Here is a 22,139-nt window from a genome sequence, read left to right as displayed (position 1 = left end):
GACGGGGGCACGGGAGCCGGGGGGCACGGGAGCCGGGGGAAGCGGGCGGTCAGATCAGCTGATCATAGGCCGCCACCGCAATCGCGCGCAGGCTGTCGCGCGGGATCTGGCCCACCACGGCATAGCTCAGATCACGGTCGATCCAGGTGAAACTCTGGGTCGGCCCGTTGCTCGAGAATTCAAAGGCGGTTTCGGCGGCCATCCCCTCGGCGGCGACATAGAGGGTCACCCGCTGACCGGCGGCATTTTCATACATATACATCGCCGCCGGCCCCTTGTCGGCGGGCAGGATGCGGCCGCCCAGCAGGCTGAATCCGGCGCTGGCGAAATCCGGTGGCCGGATGTCGTGGCCCAGACGCTTGGACATCCAGCTGTTCAGATGCGCCTCTTCCGCCACGGTCACCTCGACCGGGTGGCGCACCTCGACCGTATAGGTGTCAAAGGCACGCATCGCGGCATGCGCCACGGTCAGCGGGCCGCTTTCACCGGGCGTCCGCGTGGCCGTGCGGGCATCCGTCATCCCGCGCGCGACCCAGCCGCCGCCCACCGCCAGCACCAGCGCCGCCGCGAGGCCGCTGGCCCAGAGACCCCGTTGCCACGCCGGAGGCGGGGCGGGCCGGGCGCGGGCGCGCTCCAGCACGGCGGTGTGGCGGGCGGGCAGGGGCTCATCCAGCACCGGCTCATAAAGCGCGCGCAGCGCCGCATCCTGCCGCTGCCAATCGGCGATCGCTGCCCGGCCTGCCGGATCATCCGCCAGCGCCCGGTCCAGCGCCGCGCGTTCGGCCTCGGGCAGGCCCGGGTCGAGGTAGCGCAGCAGATCGTCGTCATTCAGGGGCATTGTCATCTCGTTGCATGGGTGTCGGAGAAGGGGCCGGTCACCGGATCCGGCGCACCGCCGCGTCCGGTCAATTGGCGAAGGGTGGCGCGGCCGCGGGCGAGCCGTGACATCAGCGTGCCCTTGGGTATCCCCAAAAGCTCTGCCGCCTCGTCAAAGCTCTTGCCCTCGACCGCCACAAGAAGAAGCGCCGCCCGTTGATCCAATGGCAGACGGCCCATCGCCTCATGCACCTCGCGCAGGGCGAGGTGGCCGTCCTGCCCGCCGGGCGCTGAAGGCTCGGCGGACAGGTCCGTCACCGCGACCAGTACCCCGCGTGCGGGGGCGCGCCGGATGAGATCGCGGTGACGGTTGAGCAAGATCCGGAAGAGCCAGGCCTGAACCGGACCGTCGCCGCGCCAGCTGGCGCTTTGGGCAACGGCCCGCTCCAGACAATCCTGCACCAGATCATCGGCGCTTTCGCGGTCGCGCAACAGCGCAATCGCATAGCGCCTGAGCGCCGGAATCGCCGCTTCGATCTGATCCAGAAACAGGCTCATCGCAGGTCTGACCTTGTTACGGGCGGGCCAGATGCCAGACCCCGCCGACGCCGTCGCCGGTCACATCGCCCGCGGTGGCATCCTTGACCCATGTATAGAGCGGCATGCCCTTGTAGGTCCATTGCCGTGTGCCATCGGCGCGGGTGATGATGTCATAGTCACCCATCGGCTTATCCTCGGCCCCGGCGGTGGCGGCGGGCCATTTCGCCAAGCAATCGCCTTCGCACATCGACATGCCCTTCGTGTCCTTGTCGAAGGTATAGAGGGACATGCCCTGCATATCGGTCAGGATTTCGCCTGCGCTCGATTGCGCGGTCATCGGCGCCATTTCGGCAAAGGCGGGGGCGGCGAGCAGCGCGAGGGCTGCGGTCATGGTCAGAAATCGGGTCATCTGGTCTTCCTCCTGAAAAGGGCGAAGCGGGGTTTTGCGCTTCTGAGAGAGATGACGCAGGGGGGCGGGAAATAATCCCATCGGCGCGCGAGATTTTTTTCCAAGAAAATGGGGGCAGCGACGCTTGTGTCGCTACCCCCTTGATACGGTTGGGTTTAGAGCCACCGGATTTACCGCGGCAGATCAAAGAAAAGCATCTCGCCCGCGGTCTGCCAGACCAATTCCATCGGCGCGGTGTCGCGGAACTCCAGCGCATCCCCGGCGCTCAGCCGCTCGCCCTCCACCTCGGCAATGCCGCTCAGGATCTGCGCAAAGCCATGCCGCCCCGGCGCCACCGCCAGCGGCACCGCATCCCCCGCGACCAGCCGCGCGCGGTAAAGATCGGTGCCCGAGTTCAGCCGCACCGGCGCCTCTTGCCGCCCGCTGGCAATCACCGCCAGCGCCCCGCGCCCCAGATCGGGATCGAGCGCCAGTTGCTGATAGGCGGGCGCGCCGCCCCCCGCATCGGGCATGATCCAGATCTGATAGAGATGCGTGCCCTCCGTCTCCGAGGGGTTCATCTCGGCATGGGTGATCCCCGATCCGGCGGTCATCATCTGCAGCTCATCCGGGCCGAGTTCCGCCCGGTGGCCGAGGCTGTCTTCATGCGCGATCCGCCCCGAGAGGACATAGGTGAGGATGTCCATATCGGCGTGATCATGCGGCGCGAACCCGGCGCCGGGGATGATGAAATCCTCATTCACCACCCGCAGCGGGCCAAGTCCCATCCGCGCCGGATCGCTGAAGCTGCCAAAGGAGAAGCTGTGAAAACTGTCCAGCCAACCCATGCGGGTCTGGCCGCGCAGCATTTTGTCGTGAATCCGACGCATGGTGATCTCCTTTTGATCGGGGTTTGCGAGGCCATCAGGCGGCGAGGAACCGCCCGATCGCATTGATTTCGCTCGTATCAACCTGATGGCCGCCGTTCGACCATTCGGTCTGCACATTCGCCCCCTGTGCCGCCAGCCAGTCCTGCAGGCTTTCGGTCAGTGGGGCCGGACAGATCGGATCGCGCCGCCCGGCGGTGATCAGGATCTCGCGCCCCGCCAAACCCGGCTGATCGGCCGGGGTGAACGGGATCAGCGGATGCATCAGCACCGCGCGGTCGATCAGTTCGGGCTGCGCGAAGAGCACCGAGGCGAGGATATTCGCCCCGTTGGAATAGCCCAAAGCCCAGACCGGCGCGCCGGGGTTCGCCGCCTTATGCGCCGCGATGAACCCGGCCATTTTGGCGGTGGCCCGGGCGAGGTCGGCCATGTCATAGACCCCCTCGCCGGTGCGGCGAAAGAACCGCGCCGCGCCATGTTCCGACACATCGCCACGCGGCGAGACCACGCCCGCGCCGGGGCGCAGTTTCGCGATCAGGCCGGGGAACTGATGCTCATCGCCCCCGGTGCCGTGAAAGGTGAAAATCAGCGGCTCCCCCGGCCGGGCCGGGGTGCTGATGTGGAGATAGTCTTGCAAAGCCATGCCTTAGCCCTCCAGCGGTTGCAGGGTTTTTTCCAGTTGCGGGCGCAGCCATTCGTGCTGCGTGGGCAGTTTCAGCGCCTCACCCAGATGCGCGCTGTCTTCATCGCGGTCAAAGCCCGGCTCGTTGGTGGCCACTTCGAACAGGACGCCACCGGGGGTGCGGAAGTAGATCGCCCAGAAGTAATCGCGGTCGATCACCGGGGTAACATTATAGCCGGTGTCCATCAGTGCCTTGCGCACTTCCAGCTGCGCCGCGCGATTCTCGACCGCAAAGGCGATATGGTGCACCGACCCCGCCCCCAGACGCGCCAGCGGCGCGCCGGGCAGCACTTCCAGATCGATCACATCGGCGCCATTGCCGCCGGGGATGGCGAAACGGGTCACATCGCCCTGCCGGTCCTGCTCCTGATAACCCATGAAGCGCAAGAGTTCCCCCGTGGCACCCCCATCGCGGAGCCTGAGGCTCGCGCCCTGAAAGCCACGGATGCCCTGATCGGCGGGCACGGCACCGGCGCCATAGGGCGCGCGGGCATCCCCCTTCGCCTCGACCAGCGCGAAACTGTCGCCGTCGGGGCCGAGGAATTTCAGCCGTTCTTCGCCAAAGACCGTTTCTTCACCCAGCCCCTTGACGCCAAAACCCGGCAGCCTTTCGCGCCAGTAGCCCAGGGCCCCTTCGGGCACCGAAAACACCGTGGTCCCCACTTCGCCCGCGCCGAATTTGCCTTTGGCAATATGCGGGAAGGGGAAATAGGTCATCACCGAGCCGGGCGTGCCGATCTCATCGCCGTAATAGAGGTGATAGACATCGGGGGCATCGAAATTCACGGTTTTCTTCACCCGGCGCAGGCCAAGCTCTTCGGTGAAGAAGGCGTTGTTGGTCCGGGCATCGCCCGCCATCGAGGTGACGTGATGCAGGCCTTTGATTTGCGTGAGCATGTCGGTTCTCCTGTTCTGCGGTCTGTCCGGGATGGGCGGGCCGTTCGTTCGGGATCCAATCTGGGGGACGGGCGAGCAAAACAGAATGGTCATAATATCTGGAAGACTATTGCGATTAATGCAATAATCAGCGGATGGGTGAGTTGGAATCCATTCGGGTGTTTTTGGGCGTGGCCCGGCACGGCAGTTTTGCCGAGGCCGCGCGGCATCTGGGCATCACGCCTGCCGCCGCCACCCGCACCATCGCGGCGCTGGAGGACCGGCTGGGGGTGCAGCTTTTTCTGCGCACCACGCGCAAAGTGGCGCTGACCTCGGCGGGGGCGGTCTATGCCGCGCGGGTCGGGCCTTTGTCCGAGGCGCTCCGCGATGCGGCCGAGGAAAGTCAGGCGCAGGCGGGCGTTGCCTCGGGCCGCATCCGGCTGAACGCGCCCTTGTCCTTGGGGATGAAGGTGCTGCCCGCGGTGCTGGCCCAATTCCGCATTCTCTATCCGCAGGTCACCGCTTCGGTGCATCTGACCGACCGTTTCGTCGATATCCTGCAGGGCGATTGCGATCTGGCGATCCGCATTTCCGGCCCGCCCGAGGATAAATCCACCATCTGGCGCAAGATCTGCCGGGTCGAGCGGGTGCTGGTGGCCGCCCCCGCCTATCTGGCGCAGCGCGGCAGGCCCGAAGATCCCGCCGCGCTGACCGAGCATATCTGCCTTGGCTATGACGCGGAAAGCCATGAAGAGATTTGGGAGCTGAGCCATGCCGCGAGCACGCGGCGCATTCGCGCGGGTGCCGGAATTGCCGCGAATAATGGCGAGCTCTTGGCGGAAATGGCGGCGCAGGGCGAGGGGGTGGCGCTCTTGCCGCGCTTCATCGTGGCGGCGGATCTGGCGGCGGGGCGGCTGGAGCAGATCCTGCCCGAGTGGCAACCGCCCGAGATCTGGCTGACGCTCTATTACCCGCCCTATGCGCATTTGCCCGCGCGGGTGGCGACATTTTCCGACTTTTTTGAGCGCTATGTGACGGGCGAGCGCGGGTTGCTTTAGCCCGCGGCCTCTCCGGCCACCTCAGCCGCCGCCTCGGCGAACCGTCGCGCCTCAGCCGGGGCCTCACCCAAGGCCTGCGGGCCGGAGAGGGTTGCGGCCCAATCGGTGCCGGGGAAATCCCGCGCGGCGAGGTCGGTCAGGCTGCCAGCACCCGCCATCACCTCCTTGCAGAGCGCCTTGACCCGCGCCTGCGCTTCGGGACGCGGCATCCGCTCGGCCAGGGCGAAACTCAGCGCCTCGGCCAGGATCAAGCCGCCGCCCTCGTTCAGGCCGCGCGCCATCGCCGCCGGGTTCGGGCTGATCCGCCCGGCGAGATCCAGCGCCAGCGCCAGCCCCTTGCCGGTGGAAAGGCAGAGCTGCGGCAGCGTCAGCCATTCGGTGAACCAGGCGGCACCATCGCGCTGCTGCCGGTGCAGGCCTGCGCCCTGCATCACCGCCGACAGCCCGATCACCTGCCGCGCCAGCGCCACCAGCACCGAGGGTCCCACCGGGTTCTGCTTTTGCGGCATTGTCGATGAGCCGCCGCCGCCCGCCACGCTGACCTCGCCAATCCCCGATTGGGTGGCAATCAAAAGGTCTTCGCCGATCTTGCCCAGACTGGCCATCAGCCCGGCCATCCAGCCCGCGAATTCGCCCAGACCGTCGCGCTCGGGGTGCCAGCTGCCCATCGGATCGGCCAGAGCCAAAGCCTCGGCCAGCCCGGCGCGGACCTCGGCCCCTTGCGACCCCATCGTCGACAGCGTGCCCGCCGCCCCGCCCAGCGAGACCCGGAGGAGGCGCGGTTTCAGCTCGGCCAGCCGCGCGCGGTGGCGGATCAGCGGCGCGCCCCAATTGGCGACCTGCGCGCCGAAACTCGTCGGCGTCGCGGTCTGGCCATAGGTGCGCGCGGCCATCGGCAGCTCGGCATGCGCCGCCGCCAGCCGCCCCAGCGCCGCGATCAGCGCCACCAGACGCGCGTCCCAGAGCGCGATCACCCGCCGCAGCCGCAGGTTCAGCCCGGTCTCGGCAATATCCTGCGAGGTGGCGCCCCAATGCAGATATTGCGCATGTTCCGGCGCATTCGCCGCCTTGCGGAAGGCCGCGACGAGCGCAGGCACCGGCACGCCATTCACCGCCGTCTCGGCCGAGAGCCCGGCCGGATCAATCTGAATTTCCAGCGTCGCGCGGTGCAAAAACGCGGCCGATTCCGCCGGGATCATCCCAAGCGCGCCCTGAACGCGTGCCAAGGCCCCCTCCACCAGCAGCATCGCCCGCACTTCGGCGCTGTCGGTAAACAGCTGCGCGGTCTCGTCATCGCCAAAAAGGCCGCGATAGAGGGCGCTGTCGGCAAGGGCTGCGGGCATGGGGTTCTCCGTCTGTGATGCCGGAAGGGCGTAGCGCAAAAAAAGCCCCCCCGGCAAGGGCCGGGAGGGGCAGGGAGGAGCCGTGGGTCAGGCCGGCTGACGCAGCCCGAGGATCTCGCGCGCCTCGCGCCATGTGGCGACGGGGCGGTCGTATTTGCCGCAAAGATCCACCGCGCGGCGCACCAGCGCGGCGTTCGATGGGGCCAAAGTGTCGCGGTCGATCCGGACGTTATCTTCCAGCCCGGTGCGGGTATGGCCGCCCTTTTTGATCGACCATTCATTGATCTGATACTGCGCCGCGCCGATCCCCGCCGCGCACCATTCGGCATCGGGGGCCAGCCGCTTCAGCGTCTCAATGTAGAAGTCAAAGATCGGCTCATCGGCGGGCATGGCATTCTTCACCCCCATCACGAATTGCACATAGAGCGGTCCCTGCAGCCGCCCATCCACCGCCATCCGGGTTGCCTGAACAATGTGAGAGAGATCAAAGGCTTCGATCTCGGGCTTCACCTTGTATTTCAGCATTTCCCCCGCCAGCCAATCCACAAGCTGCGGCGGGTTTTCATAGACCCGCGTCGGGAAATTGTTCGAGCCGACCGAGAGCGAGGCCATGTCGGGCGACAGCGGCAACATGCCGCCCCGCGCCTCGCCCGCGCCCGAACGCCCGCCGGTGGAGAGCTGGATGATCATCCCCGGGCAATGCTTCTCAAGGCCCTCTTTCAACGCCGCAAACCGTGCGGGGTCCGAGGTGGGCGCCCCCGCATCATCGCGCACATGGCAATGGGCGATGCTGGCCCCGGCCTCAAACGCCTCTTGCGTGCTCTCGATCTGTTCGGCGATGCTGATCGGCACAGCCGGGTTGTTGGCTTTGGTCGGCAGGCTGCCGGTGATGGCGACGCAGATGATGCAGGGTTTGCCCATCTCAAACATCCATGAACACGGTTTCGCCCTCGCCCTGCAGGCGAATGTCGAAACGGTAGCTGTTGCTGCCCGGCGTGCGGGTGGCGATCAGGGTTTTGCGGCGCTCGACATGCTCGATCAGGTTGATCACCGGATCATTGCTGTTGTCCTCATCCGAGAAATAGAGCCGGGTGTTCAGCCCGACATTGATCCCGCGCGCGACGATCCAGAGGCTGATATGCGGCGCCATCATCCGGCCATTGCGGCCCATCACCGCGCCCGGCTTGATGGTGTCAAAGGTATAGAGCCCGGTGTCGAAATCCGAAATCACCCGGCCCCAGCCGCGAAAATCACCCGAGATTTCGCCGTGGCGCGGGTCTTCCAGATGCGCGTGAATGCCATTGGCATCGGCCTGCCAGGTCTCGATCAACACGTCTTTCACCGGCGCGCCGGTGCCGTCATAGACCACGCCCTCGATCCGGATCCGCTCGCCCGGCGTGTTCGGCCCGGCGATCACCTGACCCAGCTCCTGCCGGTAAATGTCAAAACCCGCCGCGCCAGGGGCCATGCCGATATGTACATAGGGGCCTGCGGTCTGCGAGGGGGTTTCTTTCAGATAGCTCAGCGGTTGCGCCATGATCAGTTCCCCTCCAGACGGTTCTCAAACAATGTCGAGCGGCGGCCGCGCAGCACGATGTCGAATTTATAGGCCAAGGAATCCAAGGGGATGCTGGCGTTCATATCCAAAGGCGCGATCAGCTGGTCAATCGCCCGCTGGTCGGGAATGGCCTTCAGGATCGGGCAGAGCGGGATCAGCGGGTCGCCCTCGAAATACATCTGGGTGATCAGCCGTTGCGCAAAGGCGGTGCCGAAGACCGAAAAGTGGATATGCGCCGGGCGCCAGTTGTTCACCCAGTTGCGCCAGGGATAGGCACCCGGTTTGACGGTGCGGAAAAAGTAATAGCCGTTCTCGTCGGTCAGCGTGCGGCCACAGCCGCCAAAGTTGGGGTCAATCGGCGCCAGATAGGTGTCTTTCTTGTGCCGGTAGCGGCCGCCCGCATTGGCCTGCCAGGCCTCGACCAGCGTGTTGCGCACCGGGCGGCCTTCCTCATCCAGCACGCGGCCATGCACGACGATCCGCTCGCCGACCGGATCGCCGGTCTTGGCGTAGTTCTTGATCATGTCATTGTCGATCGGGTCGATGTCGCTATGGCCAAAGGTAGGGCCGGTGATTTCCGACATCGAGCCTTGCAGGCTCAGCATCGCCAGTTTCGGCGAACGGGTGACGGAGGTCTTGTAGTCCGGCGTCAGAGCGGGCGGATGCCAGGTGCGGTCGCGTTGGAAAAACTCGGCAGGTTTCATTTCGTCTCCTCCCCGGAGGTCATGGTCGCATAGGTGTCCTTGGCGATCTTGATCGCATGATTGGCGCGCGGCACGCCCGCGTAAATCGCCACATGCAGCAGCGCCTCCATCACGTCGTCCTGTGTGGCGCCGGTATTGGCGGTGGCGCGGATGTGCATGGCCAGTTCGTGATCATTCCCGAGGCCTGCCAGCAGCGCGATGGTCAGCATCGAGCGTTCTCGCAAGCTGATCGTGTCGCGCGACCAGACATGTCCCCAGGCGGCATCGGTGATCAGTGCCTGAAACGGCGCATCGGCGGCGGTCTTGTTGGCCTCGGCGCGGTCGACATGGGCATTGCCCAGCACGCGGCGGCGGGTTTTCATGCCTTGTTCGGCCATGGTCGGGTGATCAGACATCGGCATGTTCCTTGAGGAAAGCGTTCAGCACTTCGGCAAAGGCGGCGGGGGTTTCAACGCAGGGCAGGTGGCCCGCGCCGGGGATCAGCGCAAAGCGCGCGCCCGCGATCAGATCGGCGGTGGCGCGCACCAGATCGGGCGGCGAGGCGCCATCCTCGGACCCCGCGATCACCAGCGTCGGCAGGGTGATCTTGGCGGTGGCCGCAGTCTGATCGCCCCCCGCAAGCGCCTGACAGGCCGCGATATATCCCGGCACCGACATGCGGATCATCATGTTCTGCCACAGCGCCAGTTCGGGTGTGGCGCGAAAGGCGGGACCAAACCACCGCTCCATCACGCCGGGGGCGATGCTCTCCAACCCGCCCGCTTCAATCGCGGAAATCCGGGCGTTCCAGCCTTCGGCATTGCCCAGTTTTGCGGCGGTGTTCGACAGCACCAGCGCGCGCAAGAGATCGGGGCGCAGCTCGGCCACCTTTTGCGCGATCAGCCCGCCGATGGAGAGGCCGATGAAAATCACCGGGCCCCGCGCCTCGGCCTCGATCAGCGCAATCACGTCCTCGGCCAGCGCGGTTACCGTGCCACTGCCGCCCACATCCGAGAGGCCATGTCCGGCCTTGTCATAGCGGATCACCCGGCAACCGGCGGGCAAAAGCGGCATCACCGCATCCCAGAGCCTGAGATCGGTGCCGAGCGAATTGGCAAAAACCAGCGTCGGGCCGGTTGCCGCATCCGGCGCCGGGCCGTCGCAACGGTAGTGCATCGCGCCCCAGGGGCGGGTTAAAACTTGCATGGGTCTCTCCTCTTATCCATAATATAAACCAGCGAAATGCGGCGCGATAATGCAAAATGCAGCGGAGTTCATGCCCATATGATTATGCATCCCGGGGTGAAACTGCGCCATATCCGCGCCTTTCTGGCGATTGCGGCAGCGGGAAACCTCTCGGCGGTCGCGCGGGCGCAGGGGATCACCCAGCCCGCTTTGTCGCGCACCTTGTCGGAGTTGGAGGATCTGCTGGCCCAGCCGCTCTTTCTGCGGCAGGGGCGGCGGCTTCTGCTGACCGAGGCGGGCGCGCTCTTTCGCCGCCATGCCAGCATCGGCCTGCAGGCGCTCGATGCCGGGGCGGCGGCGCTGGCCCCCGGCGCGGGGGGCGGCACGCTGACGGTGGGGGTGCTGCCCACGGTGGCGACGCGGCTTTTCCCGAAAGTGGCGCTGCGCTTTCACGATCTGGCCCCCGAAACCCTGCTCTCGGTGATCACCGGGCCGCATCATTATCTGATGGGGCTGTTGCGCTCGGGGGCGGTGGATCTGATGCTGGGGCGGATGCCCGCGCCGGTTGAAATGGCCGATCTCGGCTTTGATCACCTCTATGAGGAAGAGGTGGTGCTGGTCGCCCGCGCGGGCCATCCCGCCGCCACCCTGCCGCCGGGGCCCGAGGCTTTGGCGGCGGCGCTCGTCCGCTGGCCGGTGATCGTGCCGCCGCCGGGGGCGATCATCCGGCGCACGGTGGATGATTATCTGGCAACCCTCGGCCTCACCGGCTTTCGCGCCGCCTATGAGACGGTGGCGCAGCCGGTGGGGCGGGGGATAGTGACGGGGTCGGAGACGCTCTGGTTCATCTCGCGCGGGGTGGTGCTGGAGGAGCTGGAGCGGGGCGAGCTGATCGTGCTGCCCACCGCCGCGCGCTTTCTCTCGGGCGCGGTCGGGCTGACCCGGCGGCAGAGCGCCAGCAATCAAAGCGGGGTGGATCTGTTGGTGCAAGTCACGCGCGAGATCGCCCGGTCCGAGGCTCTGGGGCAGGCGGAGTAGCCATGCGCCTCCCGGTCAGCCCAGCCGTGCGGTGAGGATTTTCACGCCCGCCAGACCAAAGCCCAAGGCAAAGGCCCCCTCAAACCAGCGGCGCAGTTTCAGATAGCCCCCGGTCACATGGGGCAGCGAAAACATCAGCGCATATCCATGAAAAATAAAGAAATTTTGTACAGCCATTGCCGCGATGACCAGCAACAGCTGCTGCGGCGATGCCCCGGCGGGGATCCCCACCGCATAGAGCGAGCCAAAGAACAGAATGGCCTTCGGATTGGTCAGATGCAGCGCAAGGCCCTTGCCAAACAGCGCGCGCTGGCTGCCCTGCACCGACCGCGGCTGGATCTCTTTGCGCGACATCGCCGATCTGGCGGATTTCAGCGCCAGAAACATCAGATAGCCCGCCCCGCAATAGCGGATGATCTCCAACACCCAGGCATGGGTCAGCATCACCGCGCCAAGGCCAAAGGCCGCCGCACAGGACCAGAACAGCGATCCGGTGGTGATGCCGGAGGCCAGTGCCAGGCTTTGTTTGCGGCCCGATCGCATCGCGGTTCCGGCAATCGCCAAAGTGGCGGGGCCGGGGCTGGCCGCGACAATCAGCGAGGCCAGCAGAATGATCGGCAGATTGACCTCAACGCTCATCGGCAGGCTCCTTCCGGGTTTGTCCGGTCAGGCTGCCCGTTTCCCGGCGCGGCGTATAGGAAAACAATGTACCAATATCAGCGGGAAGCCTCAGAATTTCGGCATCCCGCTGGGCCGTCCGGCGCGTTTTTGCGCGGCGATGCGGAAGGGCGCATTCGGCGCGCCATAGCCCGCGTAATTGCCTTGCCGCTGCACGATCTCAAAAAACACCCCGCCTGCACTCGCGGTGGAATAGAGCTGGAAGAAGGCGCCGCCCGCATCCTCATCATACATGATGTTGTTCGCGCGCAGCCGGGCGGTCAGCGCGGGGGCGAGGCCAAAGCGCGCCTCGACATCATCGTAATAATTCGCGCCGATCTGCAGGAAGGGGAAACCGCGCGCCTTCAGCGCCGCCGCCGTGGCAAAGATATCCTCGCTCGCAAAGGCAATGTGCTGCACCGCCGAGCCGAAACTTTCGGCCACAAAGCGCCCGGCCAGCGTGCGCCGCGCATCCGCGCCGTTCAGCGTCACCCGCAGCCCGCCCGAGCGGATCGCCTGCGAGCGCACCAGACCGTCGGGGTCGATCACATCCACCACCGGCGATTTCTCGGCGGCAAAGATCGAGGTGTAATAGAGCGACCAGCTCAGCATTTCCTCATAGGCCATGGTCTGGCCGAGGTGATCGACGCCGGTAATCCCGGCCCCTTTCGGCGCAGCGGCCCCCGGCGTGCCCCCGGCGGTGGTCTTGAAATCCACCTGCCAGATCCGCGCCAGATCCGAGCTGCGGTCGAGAAAGCGCATCATGCTGCCGCCGACACCGCGCACGGCGGGAATGTCCAGCTCGCCCGCCCCATGCGCCTCGGCATAGGGTTCTGCGCCGAGCGCCTTGGCGCGGGCAAAGGCCGCCTGCGCATCGGGCACCGTCACCGCAATCTCCGAGACCGTGGTGCCATGCGTGGCAAAGGCGGCATTGGCAAAGCCGCTGGTTTCGGTGTTCACCAACATGCTGACCGCGCCCTGCCGCCAGAGCGTCACCGCTTTCGACACATGCTGGCCCGCACGCTCAAAACCGCTGGCCTGCAGCAGCGCCTCCAGCGCCGGGGCCTCGTCGGCGGAGCTGGCAAATTCGATGAACTCCACCGCTTCCACCGCCGCCGGGGCGGGGAAGGCGGGCAGATCGACGGGCAGGGCCGGTTCGGCGCGGCGCACCTCATCCATCAGCCCGATCAGCGCCCGGTGCCCGTCCTGCGCCACCAGACGCGGCAGGCCCTGGCGGAACTGATCGTTGAAAATCTCAAGGCTGAGCGGCCCGGCATAGCCCGTGGCCGCCACCGCCCGCATGAAGGCGGTCACCGCAAGGTCGCCTTCGCCCGGCATGTTGCGGAAATGGCGCGACCAGTAGAGCAGATCCATCTCGATGGCGGGCGCATCGGCCAGCTGCACGAAAAAGATCTTGTCGCCCGGAATCCGCCGGATCGTCTCGGGGTCGAGCTTGCGGCCCAAAGTGTGGAAACTGTCGAGGATCAGCCCGATATTGGGGTGATCGGCCCGCCGCACCACCTCCCAGGCATCGCGGTGATCGTCGATATGCTTGCCCCAGCAGAGCGCCTCATAGCCGACCTTGATCCCGCGTGGCGCAGCAATCTCGCCCAGAGCGGCAAAGTCATCGGCGATGCGGTCAATGCCGCCCATCGACAGGGGGTGGCAGGAGGAGCAAAAGAGCACCGTGTCGGTGCCGAGCTCGGCCATCAGGTCAAACTTGCGCTCGGCCCGCGCAAAGGCGCGGCTGCGGTGCGGCTCGGGCAGGCCCTCGAAATCGCGGAAGGGCTGAAAGAGGGTGATCTCAAGCCCGTGGTCGCGCACCATATTGCCCACATCGCGCGGGCTGCCGTCATAGGCGATGAAATCCTGTTCGAAAATCTCGATGCCGTCGAATCCGGCCTGAGCGATGGCGGTCAGCTTCTCGCGGAACGATCCCGAGATGGAGACGGTGGCGATCGAGGTTTTCATCTTATTCCTCCGGCGTTTGCAGATCGGCGCGCAGCTGTTTGCTGTCCAGCGGCAGCCCGGTGAAAATCCGCCAGGCATCGACGCCCTGGCCAAAGAACAGCTCATAGCCCGAGATGATTTTGAGCCCCGCCACTTCGGCATCCTTCAGGAACTGGGTGTCGACGGGGGTATAGACCGCGTCAAAGGCCCATTCCGCGGCGACCATCGCGCTGGCCGCCAGCGGCGTGCCGTCATAGCCGACCATGCCGACGGGGGTGCAGTTGATCAGCCCGGTGACGCCGTTGGCCAGGGCCTCGGCCTCGGTGCCGGTGCGGGTCACGAGGCCCGGGGCGGCGGCCGTCAGCGCCTCGGCCAGCGCCTCGGCTTTCGGCAGGTCACGGTCAACGATGCGGATCTCGGTGGCGCCAAGCGCGATCAGGCCAAAGGCCACCGCCTTGCCCACACCGCCCGCGCCGATCATCAGCGTGGGGCCGGGGGCCGCGGCACCGCGCACCAGACGGTAGGCGGCGATAAAGCCGGAGTAATCGGTGTTATAGCCCTTGGGCGGGGTGGTGCCGAAAATCACCGTGTTCACCGCCCCGATGGCGCGCACCAAAGGATCCTCGATCTCGACCTTGGCGGCGGCGCGTTCCTTATAGGGATAGGTGACATTCACGCCGCGAAAGCCCGATTGCGCGACATGGGCAAAGAGCGGGTCGAAGTCCATCCCGATCTCGCGCGGGACAAGGCTGTCATAAACAACGGTGCGGCCGTTCTGGCGGCCCGCCAGACGGTGCAGGCGGGGCGACTGCGATTTGGCGATATTGTCGCCGATCAGACCAAGGTGGATGATGTCGCTCATCGCGGGGTTCCTTTGAGAGAGGGGCCGGGGCGATCACCGCCCCGGCGGAAGTTATGGGCCGGGCTTAGTTCTGTGCCGTGGGGCGCAGGCTGCGCTTCATCCAGGTCCAGAGCGGGGTCTTGGAGATGAAGATGAGCACGACCGAGGCAAAGAGCACAAGCGAGAGCGGGCTGGTCAGGATACCTTTGAAGAGCAGGGGCAGGCTTTCCTGATCCGAGATGATCGCCCGGCGCCAGTTGTCATCCAGAAGCCGCGACAGGATCACGCCGAGGATCACCGGCCCGAGGCTATAGCCATAAAGCCGCATGAAATAGCCCAGAACGCCAAAACCCAGCATCCAATAGACATCGGTCAGCGAATTGTTGACCGCATAGGCGCCGACGATGGACAAGAGGAGGATCAGCGGGATGAGCACGGTGCGCGGCATCTCGACGATCTTCACAAAGATCTTGATGCCGGTGAGGCCAAAGATCAGCATGAAGAAATTGGCGAGGATCAGCGCGCCGACGATGAACCAGAACATGTCGGGCTGTTGCACCATCAGAAGCGGGCCGGGGTTCAGCCCGTGAATGAAGAGCGCGCCGATCATGATCGCGGTCACCGAGTCGCCCGGAATCCCCAGCGTCATCATCGGGATGAACGCCCCGCCGACCGCGGCGTTATTGGCGGTTTCGGGGGCCACGAGGCCCTCTTTCGCGCCCTCGCCAAAGGGCACTTCGGGGTTTTTGGTGATGCGTTTCGCGTGGTCATAGGCCATCAGTGCCGCAATATCGCCGCCGGTGCCCGGCAGCGCGCCGATGATCACCCCGATGGCCGAGGATTGCAGCGAGAGCGGCAGATATTTGCGGATGGTGCCAAAGGAGGGGACGATGCGCTTGATCACCTGCCGCACGGCGGGGGTGTTGACCGAATGCAGCTGCATCAGCGCCTCGGAAACGCCGAACATGCCGATCATCACCGCGATGAAAGAGATGCCGCCCATCAGCACCGGCGCGCCAAAGGTGAAACGCTGCGCCATGGTCAGCGGGTCAAGCCCGACCGAGCCGATCATCAGCCCCATCGCCCCGGCAAAGATCCCCTTGATCAGGCTGTCGCCCGAGAGCGAGCCCACCAGCAGAATGCCGAGCACGGCGAGCAGCATATAGTCGCGCGGCTGGAATTTGATCGCAAAGGCCGAGACCGAGGGGGCCGCCATCGCCAGCACCAGAATGCCGACCAGCCCGCCAAAGAAGGACATGACGGTGGTGATGCCGATCGCCTCGCCCGCTTCGCCGCGTTTGGCCATGGGAAAGCCGTCCATCGCCGTGGCGATCGCCGAGGGCGCGCCGGGGATGTTCAGCAAGATTGCCGTGCGCGAGCCGCCATAGACGCCGCCCATATAGATGCCGATCATCAGCGACAGCGCGGGCAGTACATCCCAGCTGAAGGTGAAGGAGATCAGGATCGAGACCGCCATGGTGACCGAAAGGCCGGGAATGGCGCCGATATAGATGCCCGCAAAAGTGCCCGCCGCGACCAGCGCCAGCAACTTGATGTGCAGGAAGGGCACCAGGATCTGTGCAAGGATGTCCATGTTATTTCCCCATGCCGATCAGATGGCGGATGGCGGCCAGAATCTCGCCCTCCGGCACGATCCCCGAGGGCATCAGCACCGAGAAGACCAGCCGGAAGACGCAATAGATCAGCGCCACACACAGGAGCGCCGTACCCGAGCACCAGAGAATCCCGCGCCCGCTGAGGAGTTTGATCAGCGCGAAGAGGAACAGGAACGAGGTGGGCAGAAAGCCAAGCGGCTTGAGCAAGAACGCATAGGCGGTGATCGCGAGGATGGTGGCCACGACCGGGATCGGCAGGATGTCGCGGATGACCGTCTCGCTGGTCTTGCCGGGACGTTTGAGCGATTGCACCAGGATCAGCGCGGCGCAGATCACCATGATCGCGGTCGCGGCCATCGGGATCGCGCCGGGGGCGCTCAGCGCCTCAAAGCCGGAAATCCCATAGGCGGTGTAGAGCAGGAACAGCGTTGCCGCGAGGATGAAGAGATTGAAGATCGCCTCTCCGGGGCGGCGCGGGTGACGGGTTTGCATCTTTCCCCTCCCATGGGTCATGCAGAATGTGGGGGTCCGGCGGGGCTTTGCGCGCGGACCGGACGCGGGCCCGGATGTGCATCAGCCGGGCGGCGTCGAATATGGGTCTGTCCCGGGGCCGGGGCCGGGGGGCAGAGAGCGGGCATATGCGGGGTGGCAGATGCCGGATGGCGGGACAGCGGCTGCGCGCGGTGGTGCTGTCAGCGGGTAGGGCGCTGCCTGCGATAAACCTGCCGGAGGGGCCGGTGCGCAGGGGGCCGGTCGTCAGGTCGCGGTCCGATCTGTGGTGGATCGCGGCTTGGGGTGCTGGACGTTACAGGGCGGTGAAGCCCGCAGCGCGCAGCCCAACCTGGCAGACCGGGGCCACGCGGGCCCCGGTCCGGGTCTTGGCTCAGGGCTTCGGAATGCCGAAATCGGCGGGCGATGCTTTGGTCAGACCGGCGTCCTGCACCAGCCATGCCGTCACCGACTGCCAGCGGTCGAGGAAGGCCTGCGCGTCGGCACCCGAGATGTTCATCATCTTGAAGCCACGGCCGTCCATCAGTGCCTTGAAGTCTTCGGCTTCCGCACCCTTGGCATAGGCCTCGGTCAGCTTGGCCACCACGTCATCCGGGGTGCCTTTTTTCACGAAGATCCCGAAGAACGGACCCCAGGGCAGCATGTCGGCGAATTCGGGGTTGGTCGAGGTGATCGTCGGCGCATCCGGCAGTGCCGGGCTCGGCTCGGTGTCAAAGAGCGCGATCGGCTTCATCGTGCCGCCTTTGATGCCTTCGATGGCGGCGCCGAGAACGGCGGGCATCACGTCGATGGCACCGCCCTGCAGCGCGGTCAGCGCCGGGCCGTCGCCGTCATAGGGCACGAAGATGACGTCGAGCGGGGTTTTCGAATTGATCATCGCGGTGACAACCGAGGGCAGGCCGCCCGGGCCGGTCGAGCCGAACTTCACGCCCTTCGGATTGGCCTGAATATAGGCAACCATTTCCGGGAAGGTGTTGAACGGCGCGTCCTTGTTGGCGACCAGAATCGGCACGCCGCGCGCGAGCACGTTGATCGGGGTGAAGTCCGAGTAATCCTTGGTGCCAAGCTGCATCACCTTGTAGAGCAGCGGGTTTTCCGCGCCAAACAGGATCGTGTAGCCATCGGCATCGCCAGCGGCCACCTGGTTCAGCGCAATCGCGCCGACACCGCCGGTGACGTTTTGCATGACGATGGTGCCGCCCAGTGCCTCTTCCGCATGCGGGGTCACCGCGCGCATCACCGTGTCGGTCGAACCGCCGGCACCCCATTGGATGATGCCCTGAATTTCTTTTTCCGGGTAATCGGCAAAGGCCGGCAGTGCTGCAAGTCCAAGCGCGAAAGCCGCGCCGATCAGGCTGCGTTTCATCCTCATATCCTCCCATGAGATGTCAGAACCGCCCGATCTCCCGTCGGGCGGAATGGTGGCATCATGCCAAAGCTGTATCTTAACGACAAATGCTGTTTTGTATTTGTTCGTAACATCATGTTAATTCCGCGGCGGATCCCAGCTTTCGCGCAGGGTGGCACCATGCAACTCCCGGCGGAAACGATCAATGGTGAATTCGGCAAAGCTGGACAGCTCACGCCCTTGTTTTTTCACGATATAGGCGGTGATTTCGCTCTTTTCGCGCAGGGGTCTGCGGGTGATGCCGGGCATGTAAACCTCGGCCACCGAGAATTCATCGATCACCGCCACGCCGAGGCCGTGGCGCACCAGACTGACCACGGTCTGGGCGAAACGTCCCCGCATCGTGTAGCGCGGCTCGATGCCCGCTTCGCGGAAGGGCTGCGCCAGAATCGCGCCATAGGGATCGGCGGGATCAACGCCGACAAAGGGCTCTTGCGCCAGATCATGCACCGAAATCTCGTCCTGCGCGGCCAGAGGATGTCCGTCGGGCACAATCGCCACCAGCCGCCCCACCGCCATCGGCTCATTGGTCAGCGCCGCATTGTCGATGGCCGAGGACATCAGCACGAACTCGCCCCGTTCCAGCAAAAGGTAATCCAGCGTTTCCTCGATCTTCAGGATGTTCAGATCAATGAACAGGTCGGGAAACCGCTGGCGCACGTTGCGCACCACCCGCGCGGCGATGAACTGCGCGATGGAGGGCGCGGAGGCAAAGGACAGGGTGAAATCCTCGCCCTTTTGCAAGGAGGACACCGCGGCATTCAGGTTCTCCATCTGCCGGTAGACCTGATGCACCATCTCAAAGATCGTATGCGCTTCGGCGGCGGGGACAAAAAGCCCCGCCTTGCGTTCAAAGAGCCGCACGCCGAGCGATTCCTCGGTGTGTTTCACCAGACGGCTGATGCCGGGGGCCGAGACATGCAAGAGATTGGCGGCCCCCTGAATGGTGCCCGCCATCATCACCGCGCGGATGACCTCAACCTGTCGCAACGTGAGTTCTTTCATGCCGCCACGCTATCAGGGCGGCGGGGGCTGGGAAAGATGGGGCTGCGCCGGGGGGAGAGGCTGGGGGACGGGGAGATGGAAGGGGCCGTTGATGGGGGCGTTGACGGGGCCGTTGATGGGGGCGCTTACGGGGCGTGGGGCTTTCACCCGGGCTTTGGGGCTGCTAGCGTGCCGCCGATCTGCCGGGGACGCTGATGAGCTCGAAGAAAACGCTGAACGCCAAAAATCTGGAAAGCCTTGGGGCGGAACAGCTGTCCGAATTGCTGATGGAAATCTCCACCGGCTCGGCTTCGGCCAAGCGGCGGCTGCGGCTGGCGCTGGCGGGGGCGCAAAGCCCCAAGGACGCCGCGCAAGAGGTGCAAAAGCGCCTCCTGAGCCTTGCCCGCTCGCGCGCCAAGATCACCTGGCGCAAACGCCGCGCCTTTGCCGAGGATCTGGAAAGCCAGCGCCGGGCGGCGGCGGGCGAGATTGCGGCGGCCGATCCGCGCGAGGGGCTCGACCTGTTGTGGCGGATCCTTGAGATGGCGAATGGCATCCATGCCCGCTGCGAGGATCCGAATGGCGTGGTGACGGCGATTTTTGCCCAAAGCCTCGCCGATCTGGCCGAGGTGGCGCAACGCGGCGCGGCGGATCCGCAAACTTTGGCCGAGCGCTGTTTCACCGCCCTGCAGGAAAACCATTACGGCCAGTTTGACCAGCTGATCCCGGCGCTGACCCCGGCGCTGGGCGAAGCGGGGCTGGCGCATCTGAAATCCCTCTTGATCCAGCTTGCCGATCTGCCGGTGCCCGAGCCGGAGGGGTTCAGCGCCAAGGGCCGGGGCAGCCATCATCCGGCGCAGGCCCGCGCGCTTGCCACGCGCCACCGCGCCAGCCTGACCGATGCCGCTTTGATGCAGATCGCGGAAGCCGCGGGGGATGTGGAGGCGGTGATCGCCCGCTACAGCCCCGCCGCCCGTGCGCTGCCGGAGGTGGCCGCCGACATCGCCCGCCGACTGCTGGAGGCGGGTCGGGCCGAGGAGGCCTGGGCGGCGATCGAGGCGGCGGACCCGTCGGATCTGCATCTCCTGGCCGATTGGCATGAGATGCGGCTGGCGGTGCTGGACGCGCTGGGCCGCAAGGCTGAGGCGCAGGCGATGCGCTGGCAGCTCTTCACCCGCTTTCTCTCGGTGCCGCATCTGCGCGCGCATCTGAAGGCCCTGCCGGATTTTGAGAGTTTCGAGGCGGAAGAGCGGGCGATGGTCTGGGCCGAGGTTTTCCCGAGCGCGGTCTGGGGGTTGCGTTTCTTTGTCGAATGGGGCGATCTCTACCGCGCGGCGGCTTTGGTCGAGAAGCGGGCGGGCGATCTTGACGGCGATCTCGATGACTATCTGGTGCCCCTGGCCGAGGCGCTGGCCCCCCGGCATCCGCGCGCGGCGCTGATCATCTATCGCGGCATGATCGATTTCGTGCTGCGCCGGGGCCGGGTGACCCGCTACCGGCAGGCGGGGGCGCAGCTGGCCCGCTGCGGCGCGCTGGCCGAGGAGATCAGCGATCTGGGCAGCCTTGAGCCGCAAGAGGATTATCTCGCGCGGTTGCGGCTGGATCATGCCCGCAAGACCGCCTTCTGGAAGGGCCTCGCCACCGCGCCGTGATGCCGGGGCATCAGCGGGCGGTGCTCTGCAACCAATCCCGGGCGGCGGCGGCCAGCGTCTCCGGCGCGAAGCCGGAAAAACCAATCACCAGACCCGCTTGCGGCGGGTTTTGCAGATACATCGGCGACAGCGCCCGCGCGCCAAGGCCCGCCACTTGCGCGGCTTCGGCCAAGGCGTGGTCATCGCTGCCGGGCGGCAGATGCGCGATGAGATGCAGGCCCTGATCCGGCGTTGTGACCCGCGCCAATCCCGCCGCCGCGCCCCCCGCCAATGCTGCCACCAGCGCATCCCGCGCCTGCCGCACCCGGCGGCGCGCGCGGCGCAGATGCGCGGCGTAATGGCCTGCGCGCAGGAATTCGGCCATCGCCCCCTCGGCCAGCGCGGGGGGATAGCGGTCGCTGCGGTCGCGCAGGGCCAGCACGGGGGGCAAGAGCGCCTCGGGCAGCACCAGGTAGCCCAGCCGCAGACCCGGCATGAAGGCCTTGGAAAAGCTGCCGGAATAGATCACCCGCCCGGCGGCATCCATCCCCTGCAAGGCGGTCAGCGGCGGCCCGGCATGGCGGAACTCGCTGTCATAATCGTCCTCGATGATCCAGCTGCCGGTTGCGACGGCCCAGTCGATCAGCGCCAGCCGCCGCGGCATCGACAGCGTCACCCCCAGCGGAAACTGATGCGAGGGGGTGACATAGACGGCGCGGGCGCGGGGCGCGCGGGCGATCCCGGCGGCGACCACCAGCCCCTCGCCATCCACCGGCACGCTCACCACCTGCAGCCCGGCCCCCAGCATCGCCGCCCGCGCCATCGGATAGCCCGGATCCTCGTGCCAGATGCTGTCGCCCGGCGCCAAGACCGACCGCAGCACCAGATCCAGCGCCGATTGCGTGCCCGAGGTGATCAGGATCTGCTCGGGCACACAGCGCACCCCGCGCGCGAGCTGCAGATAGGCGGCCACCTCGCGCCGCAATTCCGCGCTGCCCTGCGGGTCGCTGTAGCGAAACAGCGCCGCCTGGGGCCGCGCCAGCTGCCGGTGCAGGATGCTGCGGAAGATCTGCAGCGAGCGGGGATCTTCCGCCACCGCCCCCAGAATGCCCGGCAGATCGCGGCGGGACGGATGCGGCCGCGCCATGGCCGTGGCGGCCGGCGTTTCGGCCGGGGCGGCGCGCTGTGGCACCCGCGTCGCCACATAGGTGCCTGCGCCGGTGCGCGCCTCGGCAAAGCCTTCGGCCACCAGCAGCTCAAATGCCGCCACCACCGCGCCGCGCGCGAGCCCCAGCCGCGCCGCCAGATCGCGGCTGGGCGGCAGTTTGGCTCCGGGTGGCAAAGCGCCGCTTTCGATCAGCTGCCGCAGTTTGGCGTAAAGGCGTTGCCAGCGGGCCGGGCGGCCGGGGCTGGTGGCCGCATCATCGGGCAGGACCGGGATCAGCGCTGACCAATCCGGGATATTGGTCTGTGAAATGGACATGAAAT

23 protein-coding genes are annotated in these 22,139 nt (G+C 66.1%); 3 read left to right on the top strand and 20 right to left on the bottom strand.

Annotation, left to right across the window (positions count from 1 at the left end):
* Nucleotides 1-49 precede the first annotated feature (49 nt).
* The 6 genes from ACEN2S_RS09790 to ACEN2S_RS09765 all read right to left on the bottom strand — a co-directional run bounded on the left by ACEN2S_RS09790 (nt 50) and on the right by ACEN2S_RS09765 (nt 4,210).
* Entirely contained in the window at nt 50-838 is a 789-nt protein-coding gene (locus ACEN2S_RS09790; RefSeq protein WP_441865613.1) for an anti-sigma factor family protein, read from the bottom strand.
* 2 nt (nt 839-840) lie between these two features.
* Nucleotides 841-1,374 (bottom strand): sigma-70 family RNA polymerase sigma factor, encoded by a 534-nt coding sequence (locus ACEN2S_RS09785; RefSeq protein WP_441865610.1) that lies wholly within the window; start codon nt 1,372-1,374, stop codon nt 841-843.
* Between the two features lie 16 nt (nt 1,375-1,390).
* Complete coding sequence (locus ACEN2S_RS09780) at nt 1,391-1,765, bottom strand: COG4315 family predicted lipoprotein (RefSeq protein WP_441865608.1); 375 nt, start codon at nt 1,763-1,765, stop codon at nt 1,391-1,393.
* Nucleotides 1,766-1,935: 170 nt separating this feature from the next.
* The gene (locus tag ACEN2S_RS09775) at nt 1,936-2,634 is read right to left on the bottom strand and encodes a pirin family protein (RefSeq protein WP_441865606.1); all 699 of its coding nucleotides are present in this window, start codon (nt 2,632-2,634) and stop codon (nt 1,936-1,938) included.
* Nucleotides 2,635-2,668: 34 nt separating this feature from the next.
* Entirely contained in the window at nt 2,669-3,274 is a 606-nt protein-coding gene (locus ACEN2S_RS09770) for an alpha/beta hydrolase (RefSeq protein ID WP_441865604.1), read from the bottom strand.
* A gap of 3 nt (nt 3,275-3,277) precedes the next feature.
* Nucleotides 3,278-4,210 (bottom strand): VOC family protein, encoded by a 933-nt coding sequence (locus ACEN2S_RS09765; RefSeq protein ID WP_441865602.1) that lies wholly within the window; start codon nt 4,208-4,210, stop codon nt 3,278-3,280.
* A gap of 134 nt (nt 4,211-4,344) precedes the next feature.
* Between ACEN2S_RS09765 and ACEN2S_RS09760 the strand changes: the two genes are divergently transcribed.
* Nucleotides 4,345-5,247 carry a LysR substrate-binding domain-containing protein gene (locus ACEN2S_RS09760; RefSeq protein WP_441865599.1) on the top strand — a complete coding sequence of 301 codons (903 nt, stop codon included), beginning with the start codon at nt 4,345-4,347 and terminating at the stop codon, nt 5,245-5,247.
* On the opposite strand, the gene ACEN2S_RS09755 is transcribed toward ACEN2S_RS09760, so the two are convergent.
* From ACEN2S_RS09755 to pcaD, 6 genes are all read right to left on the bottom strand, one after another.
* The gene (locus ACEN2S_RS09755) at nt 5,244-6,590 is read right to left on the bottom strand and encodes a class-II fumarase/aspartase family protein (protein WP_441865596.1); all 1,347 of its coding nucleotides are present in this window, start codon (nt 6,588-6,590) and stop codon (nt 5,244-5,246) included. The genes ACEN2S_RS09760 and ACEN2S_RS09755 overlap by 4 nt on opposite strands.
* Nucleotides 6,591-6,677: 87 nt before the next feature.
* Nucleotides 6,678-7,511 (bottom strand): 3-keto-5-aminohexanoate cleavage protein, encoded by an 834-nt coding sequence (locus ACEN2S_RS09750; protein WP_441865594.1) that lies wholly within the window; start codon nt 7,509-7,511, stop codon nt 6,678-6,680.
* A gap of 1 nt (nt 7,512) precedes the next feature.
* Nucleotides 7,513-8,127, bottom strand: coding sequence for a protocatechuate 3,4-dioxygenase subunit alpha (gene pcaG, locus ACEN2S_RS09745; protein WP_441865591.1), 615 nt, complete (start codon nt 8,125-8,127; stop codon nt 7,513-7,515).
* Nucleotides 8,128-8,129: 2 nt separating this feature from the next.
* A complete protein-coding gene (pcaH, locus tag ACEN2S_RS09740) occupies nt 8,130-8,852 on the bottom strand; it encodes a protocatechuate 3,4-dioxygenase subunit beta (protein ID WP_441865589.1) in 723 nt (240 codons plus the stop codon).
* Nucleotides 8,849-9,247 carry a 4-carboxymuconolactone decarboxylase gene (gene pcaC, locus ACEN2S_RS09735; RefSeq protein ID WP_441865586.1) on the bottom strand — a complete coding sequence of 133 codons (399 nt, stop codon included), beginning with the start codon at nt 9,245-9,247 and terminating at the stop codon, nt 8,849-8,851. The genes pcaH and pcaC overlap by 4 nt, the downstream gene beginning before the upstream one ends.
* Nucleotides 9,240-10,037, bottom strand: coding sequence for a 3-oxoadipate enol-lactonase (gene pcaD, locus ACEN2S_RS09730; protein WP_441865584.1), 798 nt, complete (start codon nt 10,035-10,037; stop codon nt 9,240-9,242). Before pcaD ends, pcaC begins: the two co-directional genes overlap by 8 nt.
* Nucleotides 10,038-10,115: 78 nt before the next feature.
* On the opposite strand from pcaD, the gene ACEN2S_RS09725 reads away from it, so the two are divergent.
* Complete coding sequence (locus ACEN2S_RS09725; protein ID WP_441865581.1) at nt 10,116-11,054, top strand: LysR substrate-binding domain-containing protein; 939 nt, start codon at nt 10,116-10,118, stop codon at nt 11,052-11,054.
* 15 nt (nt 11,055-11,069) lie between these two features.
* Here ACEN2S_RS09725 and ACEN2S_RS09720 read toward each other — a convergent pair whose 3' ends face one another.
* The 7 genes from ACEN2S_RS09720 to ACEN2S_RS09690 form a co-directional block, all read right to left on the bottom strand.
* Nucleotides 11,070-11,693 carry a LysE family translocator gene (locus ACEN2S_RS09720; protein ID WP_441865579.1) on the bottom strand — a complete coding sequence of 208 codons (624 nt, stop codon included), beginning with the start codon at nt 11,691-11,693 and terminating at the stop codon, nt 11,070-11,072.
* Between the two features lie 90 nt (nt 11,694-11,783).
* Nucleotides 11,784-13,682 carry a bifunctional sugar phosphate isomerase/epimerase/4-hydroxyphenylpyruvate dioxygenase family protein gene (locus ACEN2S_RS09715; RefSeq protein WP_441865576.1) on the bottom strand — a complete coding sequence of 633 codons (1,899 nt, stop codon included), beginning with the start codon at nt 13,680-13,682 and terminating at the stop codon, nt 11,784-11,786.
* A gap of 1 nt (nt 13,683) precedes the next feature.
* On the bottom strand, nt 13,684-14,523 hold the full coding sequence (locus tag ACEN2S_RS09710; RefSeq protein WP_441865574.1) for a shikimate dehydrogenase family protein: 840 nt from the start codon (nt 14,521-14,523) through the stop codon (nt 13,684-13,686).
* A gap of 64 nt (nt 14,524-14,587) precedes the next feature.
* Entirely contained in the window at nt 14,588-16,096 is a 1,509-nt protein-coding gene (locus ACEN2S_RS09705) for a tripartite tricarboxylate transporter permease (protein WP_441865571.1), read from the bottom strand.
* Nucleotide 16,097: 1 nt separating this feature from the next.
* Nucleotides 16,098-16,610: a tripartite tricarboxylate transporter TctB family protein gene (locus ACEN2S_RS09700; RefSeq protein ID WP_441865568.1), complete on the bottom strand. Its 513-nt coding sequence runs from the start codon at nt 16,608-16,610 to the stop codon at nt 16,098-16,100.
* A gap of 391 nt (nt 16,611-17,001) precedes the next feature.
* Nucleotides 17,002-17,994 carry a tripartite tricarboxylate transporter substrate binding protein gene (locus ACEN2S_RS09695; RefSeq protein WP_441865565.1) on the bottom strand — a complete coding sequence of 331 codons (993 nt, stop codon included), beginning with the start codon at nt 17,992-17,994 and terminating at the stop codon, nt 17,002-17,004.
* Nucleotides 17,995-18,114: 120 nt separating this feature from the next.
* On the bottom strand, nt 18,115-19,041 hold the full coding sequence (locus tag ACEN2S_RS09690; protein WP_441865562.1) for a LysR family transcriptional regulator: 927 nt from the start codon (nt 19,039-19,041) through the stop codon (nt 18,115-18,117).
* A gap of 194 nt (nt 19,042-19,235) precedes the next feature.
* Here ACEN2S_RS09690 and ACEN2S_RS09685 point away from each other — a divergent pair, with 194 nt between their 5' ends.
* Complete coding sequence (locus ACEN2S_RS09685) at nt 19,236-20,672, top strand: DUF6880 family protein (protein WP_441865559.1); 1,437 nt, start codon at nt 19,236-19,238, stop codon at nt 20,670-20,672.
* 10 nt (nt 20,673-20,682) lie between these two features.
* On the opposite strand, the gene pdxR is transcribed toward ACEN2S_RS09685, so the two are convergent.
* Nucleotides 20,683-22,134 carry a MocR-like pyridoxine biosynthesis transcription factor PdxR gene (pdxR, locus tag ACEN2S_RS09680; RefSeq protein WP_441865556.1) on the bottom strand — a complete coding sequence of 484 codons (1,452 nt, stop codon included), beginning with the start codon at nt 22,132-22,134 and terminating at the stop codon, nt 20,683-20,685.
* Nucleotides 22,135-22,139: the final 5 nt, after the last annotated feature.

This window comes from Phaeovulum sp. W22_SRMD_FR3 (assembly GCF_052113705.1).
Classification (GTDB): Bacteria; Pseudomonadota; Alphaproteobacteria; order Rhodobacterales; family Rhodobacteraceae; genus JBGQOG01.
This window is presented reverse-complemented; position numbering and strand designations above follow the sequence as displayed.